This is a genomic window from Leifsonia aquatica (assembly GCF_014190775.1).
Lineage (GTDB): Bacteria > Actinomycetota > Actinomycetes > Actinomycetales > Microbacteriaceae > Leifsonia > Leifsonia aquatica.
The window spans coordinates 35031-61381 of the sequence record NZ_JACHVP010000005.1 but is presented as its reverse complement, the minus strand read 5'-3'; the positions used below and the strand labels follow the sequence as shown (position 1 = coordinate 61381).

General features: G+C 70.8%; 22 protein-coding genes. 11 read left to right on the top strand and 11 right to left on the bottom strand.

Annotated features, from left to right (window positions below):
• Positions 1-72: 72 nt before the first annotated feature.
• On the bottom strand, positions 73-6267 hold the full coding sequence (locus FHX33_RS18515) for an OmpL47-type beta-barrel domain-containing protein (protein WP_051336962.1): 6195 nt from the start codon (positions 6265-6267) through the stop codon (positions 73-75).
• Between the two features lie 195 nt (positions 6268-6462).
• On the opposite strand from FHX33_RS18515, the gene FHX33_RS18510 reads away from it, so the two are divergent.
• Positions 6463-6909, top strand: coding sequence for a GyrI-like domain-containing protein (locus tag FHX33_RS18510; RefSeq protein WP_039922142.1), 447 nt, complete (start codon positions 6463-6465; stop codon positions 6907-6909).
• 70 nt (positions 6910-6979) lie between these two features.
• Here FHX33_RS18510 and FHX33_RS18505 read toward each other — a convergent pair whose 3' ends face one another.
• Entirely contained in the window at positions 6980-7216 is a 237-nt protein-coding gene (locus FHX33_RS18505; protein ID WP_021762904.1) for a hypothetical protein, read from the bottom strand.
• A gap of 198 nt (positions 7217-7414) precedes the next feature.
• The gene (locus tag FHX33_RS18500; RefSeq protein WP_183428839.1) at positions 7415-8296 is read right to left on the bottom strand and encodes a sigma-70 family RNA polymerase sigma factor; all 882 of its coding nucleotides are present in this window, start codon (positions 8294-8296) and stop codon (positions 7415-7417) included.
• Positions 8297-8370: 74 nt separating this feature from the next.
• Here FHX33_RS18500 and FHX33_RS18495 point away from each other — a divergent pair, with 74 nt between their 5' ends.
• A complete protein-coding gene (locus FHX33_RS18495) occupies positions 8371-9153 on the top strand; it encodes an SDR family oxidoreductase (protein WP_021765070.1) in 783 nt (260 codons plus the stop codon).
• Positions 9154-9184: 31 nt separating this feature from the next.
• Here FHX33_RS18495 and FHX33_RS18490 read toward each other — a convergent pair whose 3' ends face one another.
• The gene (locus tag FHX33_RS18490) at positions 9185-9823 is read right to left on the bottom strand and encodes a LysE family translocator (protein WP_021765069.1); all 639 of its coding nucleotides are present in this window, start codon (positions 9821-9823) and stop codon (positions 9185-9187) included.
• A 106-nt stretch (positions 9824-9929) separates the two neighbouring features.
• Between FHX33_RS18490 and FHX33_RS18485 the strand changes: the two genes are divergently transcribed.
• On the top strand, positions 9930-10391 hold the full coding sequence (locus FHX33_RS18485; RefSeq protein ID WP_021765068.1) for an Lrp/AsnC family transcriptional regulator: 462 nt from the start codon (positions 9930-9932) through the stop codon (positions 10389-10391).
• A gap of 61 nt (positions 10392-10452) precedes the next feature.
• On the top strand, positions 10453-11154 hold the full coding sequence (locus FHX33_RS18480) for a hemerythrin domain-containing protein (RefSeq protein WP_039923743.1): 702 nt from the start codon (positions 10453-10455) through the stop codon (positions 11152-11154).
• Between the two features lie 3 nt (positions 11155-11157).
• Here FHX33_RS18480 and FHX33_RS18475 read toward each other — a convergent pair whose 3' ends face one another.
• The 7 genes from FHX33_RS18475 to FHX33_RS18445 form a co-directional block, all read right to left on the bottom strand.
• Positions 11158-11649 carry a hypothetical protein gene (locus FHX33_RS18475; protein ID WP_021765066.1) on the bottom strand — a complete coding sequence of 164 codons (492 nt, stop codon included), beginning with the start codon at positions 11647-11649 and terminating at the stop codon, positions 11158-11160.
• 85 nt (positions 11650-11734) lie between these two features.
• Positions 11735-12676: a nucleoside hydrolase gene (locus FHX33_RS18470; RefSeq protein ID WP_021765065.1), complete on the bottom strand. Its 942-nt coding sequence runs from the start codon at positions 12674-12676 to the stop codon at positions 11735-11737.
• Positions 12677-12736: 60 nt separating this feature from the next.
• Positions 12737-13363 (bottom strand): GntR family transcriptional regulator, encoded by a 627-nt coding sequence (locus FHX33_RS18465; protein ID WP_021765064.1) that lies wholly within the window; start codon positions 13361-13363, stop codon positions 12737-12739.
• A gap of 312 nt (positions 13364-13675) precedes the next feature.
• Entirely contained in the window at positions 13676-15925 is a 2250-nt protein-coding gene (locus FHX33_RS18460) for an Ig-like domain-containing protein (protein WP_183428838.1), read from the bottom strand.
• 485 nt (positions 15926-16410) lie between these two features.
• Positions 16411-17715: a threonine/serine exporter family protein gene (locus FHX33_RS18455; protein ID WP_021762813.1), complete on the bottom strand. Its 1305-nt coding sequence runs from the start codon at positions 17713-17715 to the stop codon at positions 16411-16413.
• Between the two features lie 93 nt (positions 17716-17808).
• Positions 17809-18690, bottom strand: coding sequence for a PhzF family phenazine biosynthesis protein (locus FHX33_RS18450; protein ID WP_039922048.1), 882 nt, complete (start codon positions 18688-18690; stop codon positions 17809-17811).
• A gap of 61 nt (positions 18691-18751) precedes the next feature.
• On the bottom strand, positions 18752-20671 hold the full coding sequence (locus FHX33_RS18445; protein ID WP_021762815.1) for a sensor domain-containing diguanylate cyclase: 1920 nt from the start codon (positions 20669-20671) through the stop codon (positions 18752-18754).
• Between the two features lie 140 nt (positions 20672-20811).
• On the opposite strand from FHX33_RS18445, the gene FHX33_RS18440 reads away from it, so the two are divergent.
• The 7 genes from FHX33_RS18440 (at position 20812) to FHX33_RS18410 (ending at position 26350) form a co-directional block, all read left to right on the top strand.
• The gene (locus FHX33_RS18440) at positions 20812-21762 is read left to right on the top strand and encodes a manganese catalase family protein (protein WP_021762816.1); all 951 of its coding nucleotides are present in this window, start codon (positions 20812-20814) and stop codon (positions 21760-21762) included.
• A 119-nt stretch (positions 21763-21881) separates the two neighbouring features.
• Entirely contained in the window at positions 21882-22628 is a 747-nt protein-coding gene (locus FHX33_RS18435) for a hypothetical protein (protein WP_183428837.1), read from the top strand.
• A complete protein-coding gene (locus FHX33_RS18430; protein WP_021764989.1) occupies positions 22625-23041 on the top strand; it encodes a phage holin family protein in 417 nt (138 codons plus the stop codon). Before FHX33_RS18435 ends, FHX33_RS18430 begins: the two co-directional genes overlap by 4 nt.
• Complete coding sequence (locus FHX33_RS18425) at positions 23038-23583, top strand: DUF3618 domain-containing protein (protein ID WP_021764990.1); 546 nt, start codon at positions 23038-23040, stop codon at positions 23581-23583. The genes FHX33_RS18430 and FHX33_RS18425 overlap by 4 nt, the downstream gene beginning before the upstream one ends.
• A 138-nt stretch (positions 23584-23721) precedes the next feature.
• The gene (locus tag FHX33_RS18420; protein ID WP_021764991.1) at positions 23722-25089 is read left to right on the top strand and encodes a ferredoxin reductase family protein; all 1368 of its coding nucleotides are present in this window, start codon (positions 23722-23724) and stop codon (positions 25087-25089) included.
• Positions 25086-25607, top strand: a complete 522-nt coding sequence (locus tag FHX33_RS18415) for an FMN-binding protein (protein WP_021764992.1) — start codon at positions 25086-25088, stop codon at positions 25605-25607. Before FHX33_RS18420 ends, FHX33_RS18415 begins: the two co-directional genes overlap by 4 nt.
• A complete protein-coding gene (locus FHX33_RS18410) occupies positions 25604-26350 on the top strand; it encodes an FAD:protein FMN transferase (protein ID WP_338092050.1) in 747 nt (248 codons plus the stop codon). The genes FHX33_RS18415 and FHX33_RS18410 overlap by 4 nt, the downstream gene beginning before the upstream one ends.
• Position 26351: the final 1 nt, after the last annotated feature.

Below are 26351 nucleotides of genomic sequence, written 5' to 3'. Positions count from 1 at the left end.
CGCAGAGGGGCCGCGACCCGTCGCTCCGGCGTGGCCGGTGCGCTGGATCGCGACCCCTCGTGCGGTCTTGCGCTACTCCGGGCGGCCGGCTCCGAGACGGCGGCGGCGGATGATCACCGTCGCGGCCAGCGCCAGCGCTCCGAGCAGGATGGCGGCGGCTCCCAGCGCGCCGGGCGCCACCGGGACGGCCGTGCTGCCGGTCGAGGCGAGCGCCTCGTCCACGGTGGCCCCGGGGGCCGCGACGATCAGCGTCGCCCGGTAGGTCGTGCCGTTCAGGGTGACCCACACCTCGTGGGTCCCCGAGGGCACGGACGCCGGGATGGTGAACAGCGCGGTCCCGGTGCCGTCCTGGCCGATCGTCAGGGTGCCGAGCACGATCGGGTCGGAGTGCAGCTCGACCTGGAAGACCGCGCCCGCGGCTCCCCCGGTGACGGTGACGGCGAGCTGGCCGCCGGGCGCCACGCGGGTCGAGCCGAGGTGCACGACCTCCTTGCCGGTGACCGTGCCGGACCCGCTTCCGGGACCGTCGGTCGGGGGCGTCGTGGGCGGCGTGGTCGAGGCGGCCCCGACCTCCGTCTTCCCCACGGCGCTCACGTTGCCGGCGACGTCGGTCGCGCGGTACTCGATCGTCACCTTGTCGGCACCGAACGCGAGGGCGGCCGTGTAGGGCGTCCACACTCCCCCGTCGATCCGGTACTCGATCGCGGCCACACCGGAGGCGACGTCGGTCGCGGCGATGGTCGCGGTGCGGGCCGTCGCGTCGGCGCTGGCCGAGACCTCCGGCCCCGCGCTGTCGCGCTTGACCTCGACGGAGACCGGCTCGGACCGGTTGCCCGCCGCATCCGTCGCCCGGAACGACACGGTGGAGGCGCCGTCCGTCTTCACGACGACCGGTGCGGTGTAGGCCGCCCAGGCTCCGTCGCCGACGCGGTACTCGAGCGCCGGGGCGCCGTCGTGGTCGTCGAGAGCGGAGGCGGTGACCGTCACGTCACCGGTGTGCCAGCCGGAGGCCGGCGTCGCCGGGGAGGTGCCCGTCGTCACGACGGGAGCCTGCGTGTCGGGGACCTCGGCGGTCGCCTCCCACACCTGCCACTCCTTGACGCCGACGCTGCCGATCGTCTCCGTCGTGCCCACCGGGGTGAGGTTCATCCGCAGCTTGGTCGTGGTGACCGGCGCGAACGTGACGGAGTTGAACTGGTCCGCCTTCGTCCCGTACGCGGAGGCGCCGGTGACATCGGCCCAGGCGCTCGCCTGGTCGTCCCAGTACTGCAGCGCCCACGCCTTCGGCAGGTCGATGCCGACGCCGTTCCCATCCAGGTTGGACACGAAGTAGGCGCGGACCTCGCCGACGGTGACCGGAGTGCTCCAGTCGTACTCGGTCCACTGCGCGCTCACCTGCGGCCAGGCGCCCCAGACGTTCGCGTTGTCGCTCGGCGTCACGTCGCCCGACGTCGTGGGGGCGACGTCGTCGTTCAGGCCGCCGACCGCGTTCCACGCCGCCGTGTACGACGCGGACGGGGTCGCCAGCAGCGCGACGTTCCGGTGCGCGGTGCCGTCGTCCTTCGGGACGTCGACCCGGCTCTCGGCCGAGACGTTGCCTGCGACGTCGGTCGACCGCAGGAACACGCTCGTCGCGTCGAGCCCGACCACCACGGTCCGGGTGTACGGCTGCCAGGCGCCGGTGTCGCCGACCCGGTACTCGACGCTCTTCACACCGGATCCGGTGTCGCTCGCCGTGGCCTTGACCGTGCGCTCGGACGCGTTGGCCACCGGAGTGACGACCGGCGCCGCGGTGTCGATCTTGAGGGTCGCCGAGGCGACGATCGAGACGTTGCCCGCGGCGTCGGTCGCCCGTGCCTGCACCGTGTGCGAGCCGTCGCCCGAGACGGCGATCGCGGCGGTGTAGGGCTTCCACCCGGCGGCGTCGACGTTCGCCTCCACCGTCGGGCTGGGATCGGTGTCGTCCTGCGCCGAGACCGTCACCGAGACGTTCCCCGTGTACCAGCCGGAGCCAGGGGCAGCCGGGTCGGTGGCGAGGGAGACGGTCGGCTTGGTCTTGTCCTCCGTGGGCGCCGCGGTGACCGTGACGGTCGCGACCGCGTCCTGCGGAGAGCCAGCGACCGTACCCGCCACCGTGAAGGTGCCCGCCGTCGCGTACTGCGACGCGTCGACGGCGGCCCAGCTCACGGCGATGCCGCTCTGCTTCGAGCCGTCGTTGTACTGCACGGTGACGGTCGACGGGAGCACCGGCTTCACGCCGGCCCGCGTGCTGACGGCGACCGGGGAGACGGTCGTGATCTGACCGGGAGGCGTGGCGCGCACCCAGACCGTGGCCGTGGCCGGGAGGGGCGAGCCGTCGACGATGCCGGCGACCGGGAAGCTGCCCTCGGCGGCGACCTGATCGGCCGTCACCGGGGACCAGCTGACCGGGAGGGCCTGGCGCGAGCCGTCCGCGTAGACCGCCTGCACGGTCGCGGGCAGGGCCGGCAGCGTGCCGACGCTGGTGCGCGCGTCGATCGGGTCGATGGAGACCGGGGCCTCCGCGTACACCTCCCACTCGCTCACACCGATGGCCGCATTGGTGGAGCCGTTGGTCGCGGCCGTGAAGGTGGCACGCAGCTTGGTGGTCGTCACCGGGTCGAAGTTCACCGTGTTGGTGGCATCCCGCTTCACCGGATAGGCGTCCGGGTTCGGCACGTCGACCCACGCGGAGCCGTCCCAGTACTGCACTTTCCACGACTTCGGCACGGCGACGCCGTCGCCCGCGGTGGTCGAGGGGGTGTCGTACCAGAACGCCACCGAGGCCTTGTCGACGCGGACCGGGCTGGTCCAGTCGTACTGCAGCCACTGGGTGGCCGGGCGGGTGCCGGACCAGGTGCCCCAGAGCTGCGTCTGGGCGCCTCCGGAGTAGAGCACGTCGCCGTCGTTGACCGCGTTGACGTTGTTCCAGCTCGCGGTGGAGGAGGCCGTCGGCTTGCCGGTCGGGGCGATGTTCACGCCGCCCGAGGCGACGTCACCGGTGACCGTCAGATCCTTGGCGGACGAGAGCTCGCCGTCGCTCGCCGTGAGCCGGAGCACGTAGTCGCCGGCCGCGGTGAACCGCACCTTGGTGGAGGCGGCGGCCGCGTTCTCGAAGATCGCCTGGCCTCCCTCCGGGGCGCTCACGACCGACCAGGCCGAAGTCACCCCGGCGCCGGGGAGGCCGTCGTCCTTGACCGTGCCGACCAGGGTCGCCTGGCCCGGGATCGCCGCGCCCTGCTGCCGGTACGCGTCCACGAAGGGGGCCGCGTTGGTCGAGGCCGGTGCGGCGATACCCGTGTCGTAGACCTGCACCTCCTTGACGCCGGTCTTGGCTCCGGACGCATGCGTCACCTGCACCCGGATCTTCTGGGCCGTGATCGCCGGGAACTGGATGTTGTTGTAGTTCGCCTGCGGGTACTGCGGCGAGCGCGCCTGCGCCGGCACCGGCTTCCAGTCCGCGCCGTCCAGGTACTGCACCGTGAACGACTGCGGCTCGGAGTAGCCCGCGACCGTCGCGGAGGACGACGACTGGTAGAAGTACACGCGGGCGTCGTCGATCGTCTTCGGCGCGCCGAGGTCGACCTCCATCCAGTCCGTCGCGTTCGGCGAACCGGCCGTGCCCCAGAAGGGCTCGTTGATGGTCGTGCCGTCGACGGCTCCCGCCGGGCCACGGCCGGCGGCCGAGAACGAGGCGGTGACCGCGGCGCCGGCCGCGAGGTTGTCCGAGCTCTGGCTGGCCGGGTCGATGTTGGCGCCGGCCTTCGCGAACAGGTCGACGACGCGGTCGGTGGCCGCGAAGGTCACCTCGGCGGGGGCCTGCACCGAATCGGTGTTGGCAGTGAGCACGTTCACGCCGCTCGGCACGGTCACCTTCCCCGTGGCGGGGTCGTAGACGACGTGGGACAGCTTGTCGACCGTGAAGGCCAGCTTGCCGTCGAGGAACACCGAGTAGCCCTCGGGGACCGCGGAGCCGTAGTAACGGGTGCCGCCGGGCTGATCCCACGTGATGGTGAGGTCCTTGTCGCGGTACCGGATGTTGTTCGCGGTGAAGTGGTCCCACTGGATGTCGATCGGGTCGAGCTCGATCTTCGCGTCGTCGCGCTGACGGAGGCCCATGGTGTCCTCGATCATCGTGAAGTTGGTCGCGCCCAGGATCGTGTGGTGGATCCACGACCGGTAGCCGATGTTCTGCGGGTCGGCCGTGCCGTCCGCCCAGAACTCGTTCTGGTCCGGGAGGCGGTTGTCGCCGCCGTTCTGGTAGTGCGCCCAGGCGTTCCAGTAGAGGAGCTTCTTGTACGACTCGGCCGTGATGGCGTCGGTCGGGTAGTTGCGCAGCACGGACGAGAACATCCTGAACAGCACGGTCGAGTTGATGACGGAGAAGTTGTTGCTGCCCGGGAAGCCGGCCGCGGCCGCCTCCTTCTTGTCCGCCTGATTGGCGGTGAAGAACGGGAAGATCGGGTACTGCGCGTCATCGGCGAAAAGCCGCAGGGCGTCCGTGTAGTCCTGCGTGTAGTCGGCGTCGCCCGGCTTGGGCACCAGGCCGACGGTGAACGGGTAGTAGTTGTTCGTCTCCTTCCACTTCGCCAGCTTCCCGTCGCTGGTGAAGCGGTGCTTGAAGAGCTTGTCGTCCGGGTCCCACAGCAGGTCGAGCACCTTCGCCTTGATGTTCGCGGCGAAGGTGTCCATCTTCGCGGCGTTCGCGGTGTCGCCCGCCTGGCGGAAGGCGCTGGCGGCGGCGAGGGCGTTCGAGTACAGGTACGCGTTCTCGGTGCGGTCCATGGAGGCGCCGGGACGCTCGTCGAACGACACGGCGTCGGCGTCGTTGCCCGTCATGGCGGCCCAGTTGTAGTCGATCAGGCCGTCCTTGTTCGTGTCGTAGGCCGCGATGAGACCGGTCACGTCGTTGGCGGCGTAGGTGCCGAGGTTCTCGGCGATCGGGGTCGGGCCGCCGTGCAGCTCGTAGGAGCGCCAGGCCGCCTCGGAGATGTACTGCGTGTAGCTGTTCGACCAGTTGGCCGGGTCGCCCGGATTGTCGACGTACTTCGCGCTCTTGGCCGTCTCGCCCGCGGACACCCAGGTGCCGTAGGAGTAGGCCGGGTTGCGGAGGTACTTGAGGTCATCGAGGAACATGCCCGCGGTGAGCACGATGGCGTTGTTGTAGCCCAGCGCTCCCTCCACGGAGGTCGGGAACTGGAACGTGTTGCCCGGCATGTTGGCGTCGAGGTAGTTGAAGCGCATCAGCCACCACCGGTAGAACAGCGTCTTGTCGATGTTGTCTTCGGGGGTGTCGAGGTACGGCACGTTGTCGGCCCACCACTTGTTGTAGGCCGTGACGTGGGTCGTGTAGGCCGCCTGCGGGGTGGCGGCGCGGTACGCGTCGTAATCGGTGCGCGACTCCGCGATCTCCGGGGTCACGAAGCCGAGCTGCACCTTGGTCGTCGCGCTGCCGCCGGCCGGAACGGCGATGGTCGCCGTCAGTTTGCCGTCAGCGGTCGGAGCGAACCCGTCGCCTGAGAACCGCGGGTAGATCGTGGTCAGGTTGTTGAAGGCGCTGACCACTCCCGTGAGCTCGGTGCCCTCCGCGGTCGTGGCGTACGGGGAGGCCGCGGTCAGAGTGACGTTCTTCGCGCCTGCGGTGCTGCTCAGCTCCACCTCCGTCACCGCCACGTTGGCGTCGGTGATGAACTTCGTCTCGGTCACGGTCAGCGAGGAGTCGCTGGTGCCGAACACGCTGCGCCAGTAGCTCGGCGTCTGCTTGCGCTGCGCCGTCTTCTCCGTGAGCGTCACCGGGGTGCCGCCGACGTTCGCGGTGATCGCGTATGCGCCGCGGTTGTCGATCGACTCCCAGTAGGCGACCTGGCCGCCGAAGCCGAGCACGGCCGGGTCGTGGTCCTTCATGAACACGGCCCGCCCGCGCGAGAACAGCCACTGGTTGTTGTCGCCGAACGAGCCGGTCGTCCCGGTGCGGGCGAGCATCGTGTCGAACCAGAAGTCCTTCGACGGATCGCTGCCCGCTCCCTTCGCGACGTCGGCGTCGAAGATGGCGCCGAGCTCGTTGTGCGGGTCGTAGGTCACGCCGGTGTCGGGAACGGGGTTGGCCGAGCCGGTGAAGGTCGGGTACCCGAGATCGCTGTTGGCGGCCTGTGCGACCGGAGCCGACAGTAGGCCGGCCACAGAGAGCGCGAGGGCGGTCGAGGCGGCGACGAGGCCGCGGATGGGGGATCGCTTAGGTGGGTGCGTCACTGCACAGACCTCTCCAGAGGGGGAATGGATTCTCCAGGAGGCTAGCGGGACGTCGAATGCTTTCGCAATGCTTTTCGGAACTTTTCGGAAATGCCGTGCTGATCGCGCAATCCCATGAGCACTTCAGGCTCCCTTGCTTTTCGAAATCTCTTTCGCAAACGTGGCAGTCGGCACCGTCGCCCTATGCTTTCGCACGTGAGTTCGTCGCCCCTCCCCGCCTTCGTCGCGGGACACGCCATCCGCACCACCAACGCCGCCGAGGCCACCGACCAGGGGCTCATCCCCGGGGTGTGGCAGCGGACGAGCGCCGACGTCGGCCTGCTCGGGCTTGCCGCCCGCCGCGGCGATGCCTTGTACGCCGTGCTCTTCGACTACGAGTCCGACCAGGATGGCGCCTACACGCAGATCGTCGGCGGCGTCGGCATCGACGACCCCGCCGACGCGCCTGCGGGTCTCGCGATCGTGCGCCTCGGCGACGAGCCGCGCGTCGCCGTCGAGGCCGTCGGCGAGATGCCGCACGCGCTCATCGCCGCGTGGGGATCCGTCTGGGAGCAGAGCGCGAGCGGGACGCTCGAGCGCGCCTTCACCGTCGACGTCGAGGTGCACCACGCGGACGGCACGGCGACGCTGCTGATCGCCTGACCCATCCACTTGTCACGACACGCCGCCGGAGGGACGTGGCGGACGGCGTGTCGTGACGACTGGATGCGGGCTAGAGCATCGTCTCCTGCGGGACGTGGCCCGGGGTGTACGACTCGATGCTCCACGTGCCGGGCGAGAAGTCGGCGGAGAGGAACTCGCTGATGACCCCCGTCCCGCCGATGTAGAAGCCGTCGTCGCGAATGCGCTCCCAGGCCGTGGAGGCCTCGTCGAGCGACGCGTACACGCCGTACGAGATCTGCATCTCGCCGACGTACTGCCAGAGCACGTGGACGCCGTGTGCGCGCATGCTCGACCCCTTCTGCTCCCTGGTGCCTGATGATTGGGCACGCCGAGGTGACCTTCGGCGGGTGGAAACCCGAGCGCGATGGTCTGCGCGATCGTGACGTGCTCCCGAGCGGGGTCTGGGCCCGGATGTGACGGTAGCGTACGCTACGCGCTCGCCCAGTGGAAGAGCGGCAGGGGGCCCCTTTCGGGGAGCGGTCGGTCAGCGGCCGGCGGCGAGCGCCCCCGGGTCCAGCTCGGCGAGGCGGCGCGGGTCGGCGAGGACGTCGAGGCCGACGATCCGCTCGTCCGCGCCGAGGTCGAAGGCCATCAGCGAGACGACACGGCCGTGCAGCACGGCCGCGACGCCGGGGCGCCCGCCGATCAGCACAGGGAGGGAGTGCGACGCCAGGTGCGCCGCGGTCCGTGCCGAGTCCGCGATCTCCGCCGCACCGGCGAGCTGGACCGTCGACGAGCCGTAGTCCGCGTCGAGGACGGCGTGCTCGTCCAGGAGGGCGAGCAGACCGGCGAGGTCGCCCTCCTGCACCGCGCGCAGCCAGGCGTCCACGACGGCGCGGCCGCGGCGGCCGTCCGCACGGGGCTCCTGTTCGGAGGCACGCACGCGCCGCCGCGCCCGCGACACCAGCTGCCGGGTGGCGGCCGGCGAGCGGTCGACGAGCGGGGCGATCTCGTCGAACGGCTGCCCGAACACGTCGTGCAGCAGGAACGCGAGCCGTTCCGTCGGCGAGAGCAGGTCGAGCACAGTCAGAAGGGCGACTGCGACACGCTCGTTGCCCGCGGCGATCGCGGCGGGGTCCGCGTCGGCATCCGTCGAGACGCTCTCCCACGCCTCGACGTTCCACCGGTCGGCCTTCACGACGCGGGCGGAGCGGAGCACGTCGAGGCTCAGCCGCGAGACGACGGTGGTCAGCCAGGCGTCGAGGTTCTGGATGCTGTCCGTGTCGGCGAGGGCGAGCTTCAGCCAGGCGTCCTGCAGCACATCGTCGGCCTCCGCCGTCGAGCCCAGCAGCCGGGTCGCAACAGCCCGCAGGCGCGGGCGGCGCTGTTCGAAGGCCTCGGCCAGGGCATCCTCATCGATCGGCATCGTCACATTCTCCTTCGTTCGCCCGTTCGGAGAGAAGACGGGGAATCCTGCCCCGATGTGACGAAGGAGCGAACATGACCAGCACCATCCTCGTGACCGGCGGCACCGGCACCCTCGGCCGGCACGTCGTCCCGCTGGTCGCAGCCGGCGACCGGCGCATCCGCGTCCTGAGCCGCCACGGGCGTCCGGAGGCGGATTCCGCCGAACGGGCGTGCGCGGCGGACGACGGCATCCAGTACCTCGTCGGCGACACCGTGGCGGGAACCGGCCTGGCCGAGGCGATGGCCGGCGCGGACGTCGTGCTGCACCTGGCCGGCGGTCCGAAAGGGGACGACGAGGGAACGCGGCACGTCGCGGAGGCCGCCCGCGCCGCGCGCGTCGGGCACGTCGTCCTCATCTCGGTGATCGGCGCCGGCCGCATGCCGATCGGCTACTTCCGCCGCAAGGCCGCGTCGGAACGCATCCTCGCCGCGTCGGGAGTGCCGTGGACCGTGCTGCGCGCCGCCCAGTTCCACAGCTTCGCGCGCTCGATGGCCGGAGGGATGGCGCGGCTGCCGATCGTCCCGGTCATGCGGGACGTCCGCCTCGAGCCCGTCGCCGTCGCGGACGTCGCGCACCGCCTCGCCGAGCTCGCTCTGCAGCCTCCCCAGGCCCGCGTCGCCGACCTCGCCGGGCCGGAGGTGCGCACGCTGGAGGACCTGATCGACTCGCTCCCCGCGCGGAGGCATCCGCATCTGCGGTTCGGCCTCCCGGGAGCGCTGGGGCGCGCCTACCGGAGCGGCGCGAACCTCGCGGCTCCGGGCGCCGACCGCGGGACCGGCACGTGGGAGGAGTATCTCGGAGCCGTCAGCGCCTGACCGTCACGCGACCGCTGTCACGCGACCGCCGTCAGGCGAACGCCGTCGGCGACACGACGTGCGCGACGCGCTCGACGACGAGGAACGCACCGATGGCGATCATCGCGAACCCGGACACTCGGGCGACCACACGCGCCGCGACCGGCCGGGCAGACAGCACGCGCTTCGCGGCGAAGCCGACCGCGAAGTAGACGATGGCGCAGTTCACGACGTGCACCGCCCCGAGCACGACGATCTGCAGCCCCACCGGCCACGGATCCGCGACGGACGTGAACTGCGGGAGCACGGCGAGAGTCAGGAGGAGCAGCTTCGGGTTGAGCCCGCTGACCGCGAAGCCGCGCGCCAGCCAGCTCCGGGCGGTGCCGTCGTCGACGCCGTCCGCGGCGCGCGGAGCCGACGACCGGCGCAGGACGCCCCAGCCCAGCCACAGCAGGTACGCGGCTCCGACCAGCGTCAGGCCGGTGAGGGCCATCGGGAACCGGGCGATCACCGCGCCGACTCCGGCGGCGACGATCGCGATCACGACGACGTGGTCGAGGAGGAGGCCGGTGACGGCAGGCACGACGCGGCGCTTCAGGCCGCCCGAGATCGCGTACGCCCAGTCCGCCCCGGGCGTGAGGATGAAGAGGAGCGAGATGCCCCCGAAGGCCACGATCGCCGATCCCGGCATGCTGTCCCCTTTCCCGAACCACGGTGTCGAGGGAAGATTAGGATGGATGTCGCGCAAGGTGGTCCCGTAAATCCCACCTGAACCGACCTGCTGTGGAAGGAAAATCGTGATCGACGCGATCGACTGGAAGATTCTTGCCGAGCTGCAGCAGGACGGGCGCCTCAGCATCACCGAGCTCGCCGAGCGGGTCAACCTCAGCACCTCCCCCGCTCACCGGAGGCTGCGCACGCTGGAGGCCGACGGCGTCATCTCCGGCTATCACGCCGACGTCGACCTGCAGCTGCTCGGTTTCGGTTTCGAGACCCTCCTCTTCGCCACGATGCGCGTCACGGACAAGGCGACGATCGAGGCGTTCGAGGTCGCGGTCGCGGACGTGCCCGAGGTGCTGCAGGCGCAGCGCCTGTTCGGCGACCCCGACTACCTGTTGCGCGTCGTCTGCCGCGACCTCACCGCGTTCCAGGAGCTCTACGACGAGACCCTCTCCAACCTCCCGGGCGTCGGTCGCCTCGAGACGACCCTCGTCATGAAGAACGTGGTCTCCGGCCGCTCGATGCCGCTGCGGCCCTGACCGTCCCGCGACCGCGAAGATCCCCTCGCGCAGGCGGCCGCCGGAGTCGTAGAGTTCCGCCATGGCAGCGACCCCTCTGCCGTCGTCCGGCGCTTCACCGCTCGACGGCCCCACGACCTGCGACGCGAGTGGCATGGCCGAGATCCACCGGATGTTCCGCCGCTCCTTCGACGAGGCGACCGGCCTCGTCGACGGCGTGGCCGACGGCGACAGCGCGCACGCGCAGGTCGTCGCCGCCCAGCTCTCCCTCGTCTCCACGTCCCTGCACGCCCACCATGAGGGCGAGGACGCCCGGCTGTGGCCGGCCATCGACGAGCGCGCGCCGTCGTGCGCGGCGCACGTCGAGCGGATGCGGCGCCAGCATGCCGCGATGCTGGTGCAGCTGACGGCACTCGACGCCGCTCTCCCGGTGTGGCGCGATGCCCCTTCCGCGACGACCGCCGAACCGGTCCGCGCGGCGCTCCGCGGGATCACCGGCGCGCTGGCCGAGCACCTCCCCGACGAGGAGGCCACGATCGTTCCCGTGATGGAGCGCGTGCTCACGCCGCGCGAGGTCGAGTGGTTCGCCAGGCACGGCCGCGCCAGCACGCCCAAGGGCCAGTCCTGGAACATGCTCGGCGCCATCCTCGCCGCGCAGCCCGACGGTGGCGGCGAGTGGGAGAAGAAGAACCTGCCTGCGCCCGTCCGGTTCTTCTGGCGACGGGTCGGGGCGCCGAAGTACGCCCGCTACCGCGCGGAGCTCGAGGGCCGCACGTCGCCGTGACGGTTAGCGTGCGGCGAGGTCCTCCCGCAGGGCGGTGAAGATCGTCCAGACCGAGCTGCGCTTGTGCGGCGTGTTCGCCTCGCTCATCGGGATGATGAGCTCGAGGCCGTCGCGGTAGAGCGCCCGCACCGTGAACCGGCCGGGCCATTCGGCCGTGTCGTCGCTGCCGAGGGAGGGCACGCCTCCCGAGATCTCGAGCCGTTCGAGATCGCCGCGGCGGTGCACGCGCGTCGAGACGTCGGTGTTGCGGGTCGGGAGGGAGTAGACCGCATCGATCGTCGTCACCGTTCCGCTGGTGAAGGCGCCGACACGCACCCGCACGATCTCGCCCTTCTTCTGAGCGCTCGCGCCGAGATAGTTGAGCTCGCTCTCGCCGATGGCGAGCGCGACCCCGGTCACGATCGAGCCGAGGAACGTCGACGGGACCCCGTCGAGGGCCGACTCCCCGATCTCCTCGAGGATCATCCGGCGGATCGAGTCGCGCGACGTCTGCATGTTGGTCCCTCCCGGCCGGCAGCAGTACCGGCTCCCTGATGAGTATGCGCCCGCCAGGCTCCGCCGACCAGCGGTCCTGCGGATCTCAGCTGCGCGGTGCGTGCGAGAGCAACTGCGCCAGGAGCACCGGAGCCGCGTCGCCGTCGACCGCCGTGACGACGTCGATGTTCGCCGGGCCGCTGTCGAGGGCCGTCGTGCGGCCCCGGGTGGACTCCCGCGACGTGTCCACGGCGAGGGCCGTGGGGCGCACCTCGCTCGGGATGCTGTCGCCGGTCACGATCATCGACGCGAGCGGATCGTGCAGGGCCGCGCGCCGCACGGTCGAGACCGTGGCGTAGAAGTCGAGGTACCGGTCGAGCATCGCCCCGAGTGCGGAGTGGTAGTCGGTGCCCGCCTCGGCGAGTGCCCGCTGGGCCTCCGCGTCGAAGCCGTGCTGCAAGGTGACGTCGAGCGGTACCAGCGTGATCCGCCAGTCCGCGGCGAACACGGCCTCCGCCGCCTCCGGGTCGTTGTGGATGTTCGCCTCGGCGGCCGGCGTGATGTTGCCCGGCACCCATACGGCCCCGCCCATGACGGTGAGGCTCTTGACCAGGCGCGGCAGCTCCGGCTCGAGTTCCAGCGCCTTCGCCAGGTTGGTGAGCGGCCCGATGGCGAGCACATCCACCTCGCCGGGCCGCTCGCGCACCGACGCGATCAGCAGCTCCGGCCCGGTGAGGTCGCTGACCTGCTGCGCGGGCTCCGGGAGGGTGATGTCGCCGATCCCGTTGCCGCCGTGGACGTGCGGCGCCCCGCCGTGGAACTCGCCCGCGAGCGGGTGGTGCTCGCCGACCGCGACGGGGATGCCCTCGGCACCGGCCAGGGCGAGCAGCCCGAGCGTGTTGGCCGCCGCCTGCTCCGCCGTCGTGTTGCCGCTCACCGTGCTCACGCCGACGAGCCGCACCTGCGGGCGGGCGAGGAGGTGGGCGATGGTGAGGGCGTCGTCGATGCCGGTGTCGCAATCGAGGTGGACGAACTGGGGTGCGGGCATGGGGGAAACCCTACCGCCGGTGGGGACGGCTCCGGCGGGGGACAGCTCCGGCGGCCCCTGTCACAGTGCGGGCACCATCCGGGTGTGCATCGCTTCGGCGGCGTCCCTGGCCGCGGAGGCGTCAGCACGTGCGATGGCGTCGACGAGCTCATCCGCCGCACGGGCGAGGGAACGAGCGCTGGACGCATCCAGAGCGCGGACCAACTCCTCGATGGGCACCTGGAAGTAGAGGCCGTCGAGGTCATCCAGCGCCAGATGCCGATAGACGTCGTTCGAGGTGTGGTCGGCGAAGGCGCTGAAGAACGGCATGAACGTGTCTCGGACGCGTGCGGCGTCGCCGGCACGAAAGGCGGCGGCCAGGTGCGTGCAGCTGCGCTGGAGTTCCTCGCTCGTCTCGGCGGAGAGGTGGGGCACGGCCATCAGGACGGCGCCGCCGTGCAGCACGGCGAGGGTGCGCATCGCCGGCACGATCCGGGATGTCTTCCGGGTCGCCACGCGGGTGTAACGGTTGGGGGAGGTCTCGATCAAGCCGATGCGAGCCAGGTCGTTGATCGCCTCGCGCAGCGGGGTGCGGGAGATTTCCAGCCATTCGGCCAGCTCAGCATCCCGAAGCAGCTCGCCCGGGGCGAACGTGCCATCGAGGATCGCGTCGCGCAGCTGATCGCGCACGATGTCTCTGAGGAGCACACGTTCCCCGGCGACCGAAGACAGTTTGCGGGGAGCGGGCATGGGATCCTCCAATGGCGTGCCGGTGCGAGCGCGGATGCGGATGCGGCTGATATGCCGATGACCGCACTCGCGTTGTGGCGGGTGCGGCCATCGGTTGGAGCCTGCCCATTCCTAGAAGGCGCTCCGTGCCTCCGAGTGACCGCTCACTCGTCGGCGGCGCGGTGCCGGAAGAACAAGGCGGCGACCGCGGGTGTGTGAGGTGTGGGGGTGGCGGGCGGACGCTGCGTGCGTCCGCCCACCGGGGTGACCCTGGTCCGGGTCGGGGTGCTGCTAGTTGGTGCTGGTGCGGCGGCGGCGGATCATCAGGAACGATCCCGCAGCGGCCAGGAGCGCCAGAGCTGCGCCACCGGCGATGGCCGGGTCCATCATCGGGCTGGCCTCGTCCGCGTCGACCACGACGATGCCGCCGAGATCGGTGCTCACCGGGTCCGCACCAGGAGCGGTGTAGGTGATCTCGAGGTTGTTCGGACCCTGCGGCAGACCGGTGACCGGGGTGGACCAGTTGCCTTCGGTGTCGACCTCGGCCTGACCGACCGGGGTGCCGTCCTTGTCCGTGATGACGACGGTGGTGCCGGGCTCGCCCTTTCCGGTGAACACGGTGCCGTTCGTGATCGAACCGTTGTCCGTGGACAGGTCCGGGGTGAGGACCTCGAACTTCGTGGTCGACTCCGTCATCTCGTAGGTGTTGTCCGCGAGCTGGATCGTGTCGCCACCGCCCTTTCCGGTGACCTCGATGATCAGGTTGGTGTCACCGTTGTTCGGGGCCGGGGACAGCTTCGTGGACCAGGTGCCGTCCTGGCCGACCTCGGCCTGGCCGAGGACGTTGCCGTCCTTGTCCTTGATCTTCACGACGTCACCGATGTTGCCGGTCCCGGCGAACACCGTGTCCGGAGTGATCTGGCTGCCCGACTTCGGGGAGGTCAGCGCGCGCTCCTCGTCCGCACCCGTCATCACCAGGTTGCTGTCGGCGACCTTCTCGCCACCGATGGTGACGATCAGGTTCACGTCCCCGTTCTTCGGCGCCGGGTCAAGCTTCAGCGACCACTGGCCGTCCAGACCGACCGTGGTGGTGCCGACGACGTTGCCGCTGCCGTCCGTGATGACGACGGTCTCGCCCTTGGCACCGGTACCCGTGAAGGCGGTGTCCGGAGTGATGGTGCCGGACGTGGGCCCGGTGTAGGAGCGCGCCTCGTCCGAGCCGGTCATCGTGACCTTCGGGTTCGCGACCGTCTCGTCACCGATCGTGACGGTCAGGTCGAGGTTGCCGTTGATCGGCGCCGGGTCCAGCTTCAGTGACCACTGGCCGTCCTGACCGACCGTGGTGGTGCCGACGACGTTGCCGCTGCCGTCCGTGATGACGACCGACTCACCCTTGGCACCGGTACCCGTGAAGGCCGTGTCCGGAGTGATCGTGCCGGTCTTGGGCCCGGTGTACGCGTTGGGCTCCTCGGAACCTTCCATCGTGTACGTGTTGTCCGCCAGCTGCTCGGTGATGCCGTCCTCGCCGGTGATCTCGATCACCAGATCGGTGGAACCGTTGGTCGGCGCCGGGCTCAGGGTCGTCGACCAGTGTCCCTGGTCATCCACGGTCGCCCGGCCGAGGACGTTGCCGTCCTTGTCCTTGATGACGACCTTCTCGCCCTTGCCACCCGTCCCGGCGAACACGGTGTCAGGCGTGATCGTCGTGCCGGACTCGGGCGAGGTGAACCCACGCGCCTCATCCGAACCCGTCATCGAATACGTGCCCTCGGCGAGGGTCGTCGCCAGGCCGTCGGTGTCGGTCGCGACGACCTTCAGGACGCTGTCGCCGTTGATGGGCGGGTCGATCAGCACCAGCGACCAGGTCTTGTCCGCACCAGCCTCTGCCGTGCCGATGACCTTGCCGTTCATGTCCACGACCGTGATGACAGTGTTCTGCTCGGCCTCACCCGTGAACACCGTGCCGGGAGTGATGTCCGCGCCCGGGAGCGGCGAGGTCAGCGAGGGCGCGATCGTGACCGGAGCCGCGGCGGCGAGCCCGAGCGCAAGAATGGCCCCGTTCGCATTCGTCTGGACTCCCCGGGGCGGATTGACAGTCGAGTCGGTGTACCACGCGAACTGGTACGAGCTGGTCGCACTCCTCGCTCGCAGCTTGAAGGTGGTCGCGTCCCCGGTTCCGAACCACGTCTGGTCCAGGATCGTGTCGTTGCAGGTGACGAGGACGGACGTCTGATACGCCCCGACGGCCGTCTTGTTGGCTTGCAGGCATCGTCCATCGGCGGACGTGATCGGGCCGACACCGCCCGGGCCCGGGTAGGTCCAGGTGGCATTGGCGGCGGCGCCGGCCGCCGAGTAGGCAGCGGGAAGCGTCGAGTTGGTGGGCAGATAGAACGCGAGCCCAGCGATGGGACCGCGGACCATGTCGGTGCCGGTGTCCGCGCTGGCCGGCGCGGCAAAGGCGAGGCCGGTGGCGGTGAGGCCGAGGAGGGTGGCGCCGGCTAGGGCCGCGCGTCCGATTCGTTTGTGAGATGTCTTTTTCACGTTGTCTTCCTGGGATATTCGGGTAGGCAGCGCGAAGCCACTGCTGGTCGAGCGTGGAATCGACCGCGCGGCGAGTGATCGCCGAGCCTGGCAGACGGAATTTGCGCCACTTGGGACGCTAGGGTCGCCAGGGACGCGAACCAGCGGATATGCCCGAGAACTCCGTGTTCGGGCCGAAGAAACCGCGGGAGTCGGCCTCGATTGTTACGCAATGCGCACAGGCGAAAACCAGTAATCGGCCGCCTGAATCGGCGCAGCACGGATCAGCAGCGCCTTCGCCGCGATCACAGTCCTGGGATGAGCGCGGGGTTCGTGTTTCCACGCATCGAACCCGCGTGGCCGACAGACGGTATCCCACCATCTGAACGTCGACCTCTTCGCACGGCTCCGGAAGACGGGAACCGAACGAGTCAACAGGTTAGCACACTCGCCACTGACATTCCAGTTGATGGGATGGTCGGTGTCGCCGACCGCTCAGTCTCCGATCATGGTTGCGGCTGCCGCCACCCGCGGGCGACGGCTGTGGCGTCGCGGCTCACGCCGGCGCCGATGAGCATCCCTGTGGCGATCGCGATGAGCGAGCCGAAGGTCTGCAGGATCAGGTTGGTCGCGCCCGCGGCACCGGCCGCGGCCTCGCTGAGGCCGATGAACCCCATCGCTCCGGGCACGAGCAGCCAGTACGCACAGGTCAGCATGATCGCGACCGGTGGTGCGGCCGGAATGCGCGCGGCCAGGTAGACCGCGGGGACGACGATGGCCGCGCCGACGAGGCCGGACAGCTCCGGCCCGAGCAGCAGGTTGCCGAGCAGCTGGGCCGCGTACGCGACGACCAGCGCGTAAAGGATCCAGACGAGGGAGCGGCGGGGCGCCGCCGAGAAGAAGTAGTAGCCGACGCTGACCAGGAGGATGCCGACCCACGCCGCCCACCCGCCGAGCTGGTGGGCGTGCACATCCACCTGGGCCGGGTGGCCCGTGACCACGATCGCGGCGAAGACCCCGAAGGCGAGGAGAGCCAGCCGGGCGATCCCGTAGACGAGGCGGCTGGCGCCGGCCATCACCTGCCCGCTGGTCAGCTCGACCGCCGCGATGGTCAGGGTGAGACCCGGGAGGAAGCTGACCAGCGCGGGCGCGACGAGCCGGAGCACGTCGTCGTGGATGAACGCGTCCGCCGCGTACGAGGTGACGAGGGTGACGACGAAGGCCGTGAACACCGGCAGGATGAGCGACAGCGTCGGCATCCGCGTCCCGAACGTCACGATCGTGCCGACGATCGCGCCCAGTACGGCATACACGGGGAGCGCGGCCACCGTCGGGTTGAGCACCAGCCCGAAGCCGACCGTCAGCAGCAGGTGGCCGACGATCGTCAGCGCGACGCCGAACCGCGGGGGCCGGTCCTCGATGCGCCGGATCTCGGCCACCACGGCGCTCGGGTCGTCGCGGTGCGCAGCCGCGTGCCGCACCGCGTGATCGACAGCGCCCGCCTGATCCAGCCGGAGCTGCTGGTTGTTCGCGGGATAGATGGCGGTGTGCGACGGCGCGACTCCCGGGTCCTCCACGATCACCAGGGTGGGGAGGACGAAGACACGCAGGTCGGGACGCTCGTACGCGGCGGCCACCCGCTCCAGCGTCTCCTGGACGTCGCTCGTGGCCTGCGACGAGGAGAGGAGGGCCGGCCCGAGCGCGCCGACCATCTCGGGAACCCCGATCTCGGACGCGAGCGGCAGTCGCTCCGGCGGCGGCTTGATGAGCGCCACCAGCGCACCGCGCACTCGATCCTGGATCCCGGACATCCCACCTCCGACGCGTGGCCACTTGGGGCCAGCGTATTCAGCGCGACCCGCTGCACCGAAGAGGCAGTTTGCTGGACGAGGTGTGGGTCGGCGTCAGAGGAAGAGCGTTCCCGCCGCCGCGACGACACCCGAGCCGGTGAGGGCGACGCGGTCGCCGTCCACCGTCACGACGATCCGACTGGGCCGGCCGAGGGAGCGGCCCTGCTCGATCACGACCGGTGCGCCGGCGGCAGCGAGGCCGTCGCGGACGAGGAGCGCCGCCAGCGGTCCGGCCGCGGTGCCCGTGGCCGGATCCTCGGCGATCCCGACCGTGGGGTTGAAGAAGCGGGCGTACGCGTGCGTCCCCGACGACGGATCGACGGCGGTCGTGTAGAGGTAGCAGCCCTCGGCGCCCGCACCGGCCAGGACGGCCTTCAGCGCGGCCTGGTCCGGCACCGCCGCGTCGACCGCCTCCCGGTTCGTCGCCGGGACCAGGAGGTGCTCGGCGCCCGTGTCCCCCACCTCGGGTCGCCGGTCGGCGGCGAGGCCGTCGACCGGGAGGCCGAGGGAGGCGGCGAGCGCCTCCCGATCCGCGAACCTTCCGGGGAAGCGCGGCGGCGACTGCTCCAGCGTCACCCGCACGATCCCGTCCGCCGTCGAGACCCGCACCGGCAGGAGGTCGTCGCCGATCTGCTGGACGAAGGCATCGCGCCCGGGTTCCAGCCGGCCGCTCCCGGCAAGCCAGATCCACGCGCCCATCGCGTTGTGGCCCGCTCCCTCGACCTCCACCCCCGCCGGGGTCAGCGACCGCAACCGCGCGTCGGCCTCCGGCGCGCTGGGGCGGCAGAGGAACGTCGTCTCCGACTGGTTGAACTCGCGGGCGATGGCGCGCAGCTGCTCGTCGCTCAGCGTGTCGGCGTCGGGGACGAGCGGGAGGGGGTTGCCGGCGAGGGCGCGCTCGGCGAAGACGTCGATCCAGACGAAGGGAACATCCATCGCCCCATCCTGCCCGTGGGCACCGCGCAGGTCCATGAACCGTTGCGCCGTACGACGACCGTCAGCGCGAGACGCCGTTCCTCCCGGCGCGCTTGGCCCGGTACATCGCGGCGTCGGCCTCCTCGATCACCTGCGTCGCCGTGCGGCCCGGCTGCAGCTCCACGAATCCGCAGGAGCCGGAGACGCGGACCGGACCGCGTTCGGTCTCGATGGGCTGGTCGATCCGTTCGACGAACCGGTGCGCGAGGCGCACGCTGTCCGCCGCCGAGAGCTGTGCGCTGAAGACCACGAACTCGTCGCCCGCGAGCCGCGCCACGAGGTCGGACTCGCGGCAGGCTCCGGTCAGGCGCTCGGCGACGACCCGGAGCACGTGGTCGCCGGTCTCATGACCGCGGCTGTCGTTGATCTGCTTGAAGCCATCCAGGTCGATGAAGAAGACGGCGCCGCTCTCGCCGTCCGCCAGGGCGGCCTCGATGCGGGCGACGAGGGCCCGCCGGTTGTGCAGGCCGGTGAGGTAGTCGATCAGCGCGAGTTGAGCGAGCCTCGCCTCACCGCGGCGATCCAGAGAGGTCTCGATCTCCTGTGCCAGCGCCCGCGCCTCCTCGACGGTGACGCCCCACTCCAGCGCCGTGCCCTCGACGCTCTGCTGCCATTCGGAGAACGAGCGGCGGGGCGACAGCGGGGTGTCCCGGTTGCTCGCGCTCTGGTCGCCGAGCCAGCGGATGACCCGGGTCGCCTCGACCCGGAACAGTACGAGCACGCCGTGCGCACCGAGCGGCACGACCAGCACGCCGGCGAATCCTGTCACGAGGTCGGCCAGCTCGGGATGGGTGCGTGCGACCTCGTTCGTCGCGAACGGTTCGGTTCCGATCGCGCTCAGCAGCCGGGAGCGATCGGCGAGGGGGACGTGCCCGATGCTGCGGCTGACCCCGTCGATGGAGACGATGGCGCCGTCCGCCTCGACGAGCGCCAGCAGGTCCGCGCCCCGGTCGACGAGGGTGAGCAGCGCGTCGGCCGAGGACGGCAGGTCCGCCGTCAACGCCGTGCGTCGTGCTTGCAGGGAGAGATCGCGTCGCAGCGTCGCGATCGACTCCAGCGCCGTCAGTTGCAGTGTCGCGTGCGCCGCCAGGACCTCGATCGCGCGGCGGAGGAGCAGCGGCATCCTCTTCTCCGTGCGGTGGGCACAGGTGATCATGCCGATCAGGCGCCCGTCGTGGATCAACGAGAAGGAGACCGTCGAGGCCTGGCCCATGTTCCGCATGAACTGGAGGTGGTGCGGCGACACGGCGCGCAGCTCCGCCTGGCTCAGGTCCAGCGGCGGGAGTTCGGGGTCGAGCGCGACCAGGGCCGAGCCCGGGTCCTCGGTGCTGACGATCGCCCGCGAGAGCTTGGTCAGGTAGAGCGCGCGCGCCTGCTCCGGGATGTCGGAGGCGGGGAAGCGCAGCCCCTGATACGACTCCATGTCGGGCTCCGCGGCCTCCCCCGCCACCTCGCCGTGTCCGTCGTCGAAGAACCGGTACGTCATCACCCGGTCGAAGCCCGTCATCCGCTTCACCTCGGCCGCGACGGCGAGATGGAGCTCGTCCACGGTCCCGATGGCGCCCAGGCGGCGGATCGCGTCGACGACCGTCGAGGCGGGCTGGCTCGACGAATCGGTGAGGGGTTCGAGCTCGAGCACGAGGAGCGGGCCGGCCGTGTGGGTGACCGCGTCGTACGAGACGCCGTCGAGGTCGACCCGCACGGGATCGCCCCGCAGCGACGACGTCGCGGTCCACTCGATCGTGCGGCTCCGCAGGTCCGCCAGGGACCGCCCCAGCCACTCCTGGGCGTTCTCGCTGGCGACGACGATCTCCTGCGAGGCGGGGTCGATGACCATCAGCTTCCCGTGCGACTGGATCCGTCCTGGAGTGCGGATGGGCTCCCGCACGCATTCCCGCAACCTCCGGAGCTCCTCCGACAGAGCCGCATCTTCGACAACCACCCGACAAGCCTACGTGAGGCCGCCGACTGCGAGGCCGATCCCTCATATCGGCCTCGGTCAATGGGTACGTATCGGCGGGGATGCGGGGACGGTGGGGGGCGTCGGACTCCTCCGGCAGCGAAGACCCTTGGAGGTCACGGATGTTCTTCCACGTGCAGAGCCTGATCAACGACATCGCTCAGGACGAGCCCGATCCCGCTGCGGCCAACGCGCTCCAGGAGGGGCTCGGCGGCCAGTTCGGCGAGATGCGCACCATGATGCAGTACCTGTTCCAGGCCATGAACTTCCGCGGACCGGCGGCGAAGCCGTACCGCGACCTGATCCAGGGGATCGGGACCGAGGAGATCAGCCACGTCGAGCTGATCGGCACCACGATCTCCCGCCTCCTGGACGGCTCCCCGCGCTACCAGGGCAAGCTCACCGACCCGCTCGACAAGCCGGGCGCGGGAGGCGCGACACCGCTGAACATCGCGCTCTCGGAGAGCAACATCCACCACTACCTCGTCGGCGCGCAGGGCGCGCTCCCGGTGGATGCGGTCGGCAACCCGTGGTCGGGCAGCTACGTCTACAACTCCGGCAACCTGGTGCTCGACCTGCTCTACAACCTCATGCTCGAGTCCACCGGGCGGCTGCAGAAGTGCCGCATCTACGAGATGACGGACAACAAGACCGCCCGCTCGACGATCGCCTACCTGATCGTGCGCGACCAGGCCCACGAGAACGGCTACGCCAAGGCCCTGGAGACGCTCGGCGTCGACTGGGCGAAGCTGCTGCCCATCCCGAAGACCAACGCGGAGCGCTTCCCCGAGGTGAAGAAGCTCACCGATCTGGGGCTGCAGAGCAAGCAGTACACGTTCGACCTCGCCGGCCAGTCGGAGGCGGGCAAGATCTTCCGCGGCCTCTCCCCGTCGAAGGACGGCACCGACCTCGAGTCGACCGAGCAGGCCCCCGTGGGCGTCCCCTCCGTCATCGCGGAGGAGCGGCTCGAGGAGTTCGCGCCCGGGCTCGACCCGGAGCTGCTGAAGCTCATCCAGGCGACCGCCGACCTCGAGCTCGCCGAGGTGGACGCGCTCTTCGGTCCCGTCAAGTGACCCGGGCGGCCGCCGGCCGACCCGGCGCGCCGCACCTCCCGAACTCCTCGAACCACCCGAACCTCCCGCGGCCGAGCCCGGCACGCAGGGACCATCAGCGACACCACGAAGGAAGAGCCATGACAGACACGTATCCCGGAGCGGCGCCCGCCGCCCTCCCCCACGACGACGAGCCCGGCCGATCGACCCCCGAGGTCGCGCGCGACGAGGCCTTGGCCGTGAAGGACGAAGCCGTCGAGGGCGGCCAGCGCGTGATGGAGACGGCGAAGGAGGGCGCGGGCGACGTCGTCGACGAGGCGAAGTCGCAGGCGACCGACCTGCTGCGCCAGACCCAGGACGAGCTGCGCGAGCAGGCCGGGGTGCAGCAGCAGCGCGTCGCGGACGGGCTCAAGGCCATCGGCGACCAGCTCGACGAGATGGCCGGCGGCGCCTCGGACGGCCTCGCGGCCGACCTGGTGGCCCGCGTGGCCGCCCGCACGCAGGGGGCCGCCGCCTACCTCGACGCCCGCGACCCCGGCACGCTGCTCTCCGACCTGAAGCGGTACGCCGCCCGCCGGCCGGGAGCGTTCATCGCGATGGCCGTCGCGGCCGGTGCGGTGGCGGGCCGACTGACCCGCTCGCTCGCCGCGGAGCACTCCGACGCGCAGGCGGAGAGCGCGCACGCGGAGGGCGGACCGTCCGAGCGTCCTGACACCCTGGAGCCGGTACCGGCTCCCGAGCAGCGCACCCCGGGCGTGCAGCACGCGTCCTTCGGCGCCGCCGACGCCGACCCGGTCGCCACTCCGCTCTATGCCGAGCTCCTCACGGAGACCGGCGCGGAGTCGTCGCACGCCGGCGAGGGCATCGACCCGGACCTCTCCCGATGACGGACACCTCCACGCCGTCGGAGGAGAAGGCGGCGAACACGTCACTGGGCGACCTGCTCGGCGAAGTCACGCGCGACATGTCGACGCTGCTGCGCCAGGAGCTCGAGCTCGCGAAGGCGGAGCTGCGGCAGTCGGCCGGTCGCGCCGGCAAGGGCGCCGGGTTGCTCGGAGGCGCGGGCTACGCCGCGCTGATGGCGATCCTGTTCCTCTCGATCGCGGCCTGGTGGGCGCTCGGCTACCTGGTCGGCAACGGCTGGTCCGGGCTCATCGTGGCCGGCGTCTGGCTGATCGTCGCGGGCGTGCTGTTCCTCACGGGACGGTCCGCGATGAAGTCCGTGCGCGGTGCTCCGCAGACGGTCGACACCCTCAAAGAGATCCCCGAAACACTCAAGCGAAATGAAGAGAACCGATGACGAACGACCCGGATGAGATCCGCTCCACCATCGAGGAGACCCGGCGCGAGCTCGGCTCGAACGTCGATGCCCTCGCCGACAAGGTGAGCCCCTCCAAGATCGCCGAACGGCAGGCCGACAAGGTCAAGGGCGCGTTCCGCTCCGCCCGCGAGCACGTGATGGGATCGGTCGACGACGCGCAGGACGCGGTGTCCGGCGCGGCCGGGAAGGCCGGGTCGGCGGTGAAAGGCAACCCGCTAGCGGTGGGCCTGATCGCCGTGGGCGTCGGCTGGCTGGCGGCCTCTCTCTTCCCGGCGACCGACACCGAGAAGCACCTGACCTCGTCCGTGAAGGATGCCGCCCAGCCGCTGCTCGACGACCTGGCCTCCACGGCCAAGGGCGTCGCCGGCGACCTGAAGGAGCCGGCGCAGGACGCGTTCGCCGCGGTCAAGGAGACCGCGACCGACGCCGTGCAGGCGGTCGGCGCCGAGGCGACGGATGCCGCCGACGGCGTCCGCGAGCAGGCGCAGTCGAGCGTGCAGGCCGTGCAGCAGCAGTCCTAGCGGGCGACGGGACGCCCCGGCACCCGCACAGCGGGCCGGGGCGTTCGTCATGTCATAGCCGACCCACAGGGTTTCTCCAGCCCGCGTAAGAATCCGCCAAGAATCGATCGCGATCGTTGATTCCATGGAGAACGGACGATGAGCGCGATCACGGCGCCCCGCAGGATGGTCATCCGCGGCACCGCCACCCGGAGTCGGCGCGGCTCGGCGACGGTGCGCGTGGCGCTGGCCCTGGGCCTCGTCGGCGTGCTGCTGATGTGGTGGCTGGCCGTGCCCGCCACCTTCGTGGTCACGCCCGCGAGCGTGGTCACCACGATGGGCGAACTCGCGGGGATGCTCGGCGGCTACCTCGTCTGCGCCCAGCTGCTGCTGATCGCCCGGGTGCCGTGGTTCGAGAACGCGGTCGGACTCGACCGGCTCGTCGCCTGGCACCGATCGCTCGGGACCTCCGTCATCCTCCTGATCGTCGCGCACGTCGTGCTGCTGGTCGCGGGCGGCGAGCTGTTCGACCAGAAGACGCCGTGGTCGGAGTTCGTCGCGATCCTGCAGGACTACCCCGACATGCTCACCGCGCTGATCGGCACGATCGCGTTCGTCGTCGTCGGTCTGACCAGCGCGCGGTGGATCCGGTCGCTGCTCTCCTACGAGGTCTGGTACTGGGTGCACGTCACGACGTACGTCGCGATCTTCCTCACTTTCTTCCACCAGCTCAGCGGCGGCGCGCACTTCGTCGGTTACCCGGTCAACCGCGTGCTCTGGATCGTGCTGTACCTCGGCACCGCGGCCGCCGTGCTCACATGGCGGTTCATCCTGCCGACGGCGGACGCGTGGCGGCACCGGATGCGCGTGGTCGCGGTGGTGCCGGAGAGCGAGGGGACGCTCAGCGTCTGGTTCTCGGGCACGCACCTCCACACGCGAGGCGTGCGGGCCGGCAACTTCATGAGCTTCCGCTTCCTCGCCTGGGGCCACCTCGGCACCGCCCACCCCTACTCGATCTCCCGCGTGCCGGCCGACGGGTACCTGCGCATCACGGTCGGTGAGCTGGGTGACCACTCGTCCCGCCTTCGGAACCTGAAACCGGGAACGCTGGCGTTCGCCGAGGGGCCGTTCGGCCAGTTCACCGCGGACCACGCCAGCCGCCAGCACGTGCTGCTCATCGCCGGAGGCGCCGGGATCGGGCCGATCCGCGCGCTCGCGGAGGAGTTGGTCGCGCGCGGGTTGCGACCCGTCCTGATCTACCGCGCGCACTCGGCGGCCCATCTGGCGCTGCTCGCCGAGCTGCAGGCGATGCCCGGCCTCACCGTGGTGCCGGTCGTCGGGCGCCGTGCCGAGCTTGGCTACGATCCGCTCGGCGTCGGCGCGATGAGCAGGTTCATCCCCGACCTCCACGACTGGGAGGCCTTCCTCTGCGGCCCCGAAGGCATGGCCGACACGGCCGAGTCAACGCTCCGGTCCCTCGGGATGCCGCGCCGCTTCATCCACCGAGAAGAATTGAGCATGTCATGAGACGCAAATGGCGCGGGACGATCCTGTTCGCGGTGATCATGGTCGTGATGGGGGCAACTGTCGGGCTGCGGCTGTACGACCTCGGCGAGACCCAGACGACCGCCTCCGCATCGAGCACGACCACGACGACCAGCGGCGGGACCTCCTCGAACACGTCGACGGGGTCGACCACGACCGGGGATGCCACGGCGACGTCCCCGAGCGCGACGGCGACGCCGAGCGCCACCCCGTCGACGGCCGCCGCGTCGGCCACGAAGACGATCACGGGCGCGGTCGAGCAGAACCGTTACGGGTCCTTCCAGGTGCAGGTGACCTTCAGCGGCTCCACGATCACCGCCGTGCAGGTGCTGCAGTCGCCGGGCGACCGACGCAGCCAGGAGATCAACCAGCAGGCGACGCCGATCCTGGAGCAGGAGGCCATCGCGGCGCAGTCCGCGAGCATCGACACCGTCTCCGGCGCCACCTACACGTCGGAGAGCTACATGCAGTCCCTCCAGTCGGCGATCGACCAGCTGTGAGGGTCGTCGAGACGGTCATGGGCATCCCGATGTCGATCGACATCCGGGACGCCGGGGACCACCGCGACGTCGCCGACCGGGCGTTCGAGGTGCTGCGACAGGCGGACCGCCGGTTCAGCACGTACCGGGCCGACAGCGAGGTGAGCGCCGCGAACCGCGGAGAATTCGGTCCGGAGGGCTTCAGCGCGCCGCTGCGGGAGGTCATCGGCATCGGGCAGCGCGCGGCCGACGCCTCCGCCGGTGCGTTCCGCATCCGGACCGCCGAGGGGCTCCTCGACCTCGATGGCGTCGTCAAGGGCTGGGCAGCCGCGAACGCCGCCGCCGTGCTGGCCGCGGACGGCCTGCACGACTTCTGCCTGAACGCCGGCGGCGACGTCGTCGTCTCCGGCGCGCCGGAGGGAGCCGCGGGCTGGAACGTCGGCATCCGGTCCCCCGCCCACCCGTCGACGATGCTCACGGTGCTGACCCTCACCGACGGAGCGGTCGCGACCTCCGGCGCCTACGAACGCGGAGAGCACATCGTGGACGGCCGCACCGGGCGCCCCGCCTCCGGGCTGGTCAGTGCGACCGTCGTGGCCGCCGACCTGACCACGGCCGATGTGCTGGCGACCGCGGTCTTCGCGCTCGGCCGGGACGGCGTCGAATGGGCGCTCGCGCACGGCGCCCGCGGCGTGCTCGGGCTCACGGACGACGGCGCGCTCGTCGGCGCCGGCGACCTCCCCTTCGCCCGGGGCGCGGAGTGAG

What these genes read in the sequence shown, in the direction of transcription:
- FHX33_RS18505 (WP_021762904.1), bottom strand. Translation starts at nt 7,216, where the DNA reads ATGCGCGCACACGGCGTCCACGTGCTCTGGCAGTACGTCGGCGAGATG.
- FHX33_RS18500 (WP_183428839.1), bottom strand. Translation starts at nt 8,296, where the DNA reads ATGCCGATCGATGAGGATGCCCTGGCCGAGGCCTTCGAACAGCGCCGC.
- FHX33_RS18495 (WP_021765070.1), top strand. Translation starts at nt 8,371, where the DNA reads ATGACCAGCACCATCCTCGTGACCGGCGGCACCGGCACCCTCGGCCGG.
- FHX33_RS18490 (WP_021765069.1), bottom strand. Translation starts at nt 9,823, where the DNA reads ATGCCGGGATCGGCGATCGTGGCCTTCGGGGGCATCTCGCTCCTCTTC.
- FHX33_RS18480 (WP_039923743.1), top strand. Translation starts at nt 10,453, where the DNA reads ATGGCAGCGACCCCTCTGCCGTCGTCCGGCGCTTCACCGCTCGACGGC.
- FHX33_RS18475 (WP_021765066.1), bottom strand. Translation starts at nt 11,649, where the DNA reads ATGCAGACGTCGCGCGACTCGATCCGCCGGATGATCCTCGAGGAGATC.
- FHX33_RS18470 (WP_021765065.1), bottom strand. Translation starts at nt 12,676, where the DNA reads ATGCCCGCACCCCAGTTCGTCCACCTCGATTGCGACACCGGCATCGAC.
- FHX33_RS18455 (WP_021762813.1), bottom strand. Translation starts at nt 17,715, where the DNA reads ATGTCCGGGATCCAGGATCGAGTGCGCGGTGCGCTGGTGGCGCTCATC.
- FHX33_RS18450 (WP_039922048.1), bottom strand. Translation starts at nt 18,690, where the DNA reads ATGGATGTTCCCTTCGTCTGGATCGACGTCTTCGCCGAGCGCGCCCTC.
- FHX33_RS18440 (WP_021762816.1), top strand. Translation starts at nt 20,812, where the DNA reads ATGTTCTTCCACGTGCAGAGCCTGATCAACGACATCGCTCAGGACGAG.
- FHX33_RS18435 (WP_183428837.1), top strand. Translation starts at nt 21,882, where the DNA reads ATGACAGACACGTATCCCGGAGCGGCGCCCGCCGCCCTCCCCCACGAC.
- FHX33_RS18430 (WP_021764989.1), top strand. Translation starts at nt 22,625, where the DNA reads ATGACGGACACCTCCACGCCGTCGGAGGAGAAGGCGGCGAACACGTCA.
- FHX33_RS18425 (WP_021764990.1), top strand. Translation starts at nt 23,038, where the DNA reads ATGACGAACGACCCGGATGAGATCCGCTCCACCATCGAGGAGACCCGG.
- FHX33_RS18420 (WP_021764991.1), top strand. Translation starts at nt 23,722, where the DNA reads ATGAGCGCGATCACGGCGCCCCGCAGGATGGTCATCCGCGGCACCGCC.
- FHX33_RS18415 (WP_021764992.1), top strand. Translation starts at nt 25,086, where the DNA reads ATGAGACGCAAATGGCGCGGGACGATCCTGTTCGCGGTGATCATGGTC.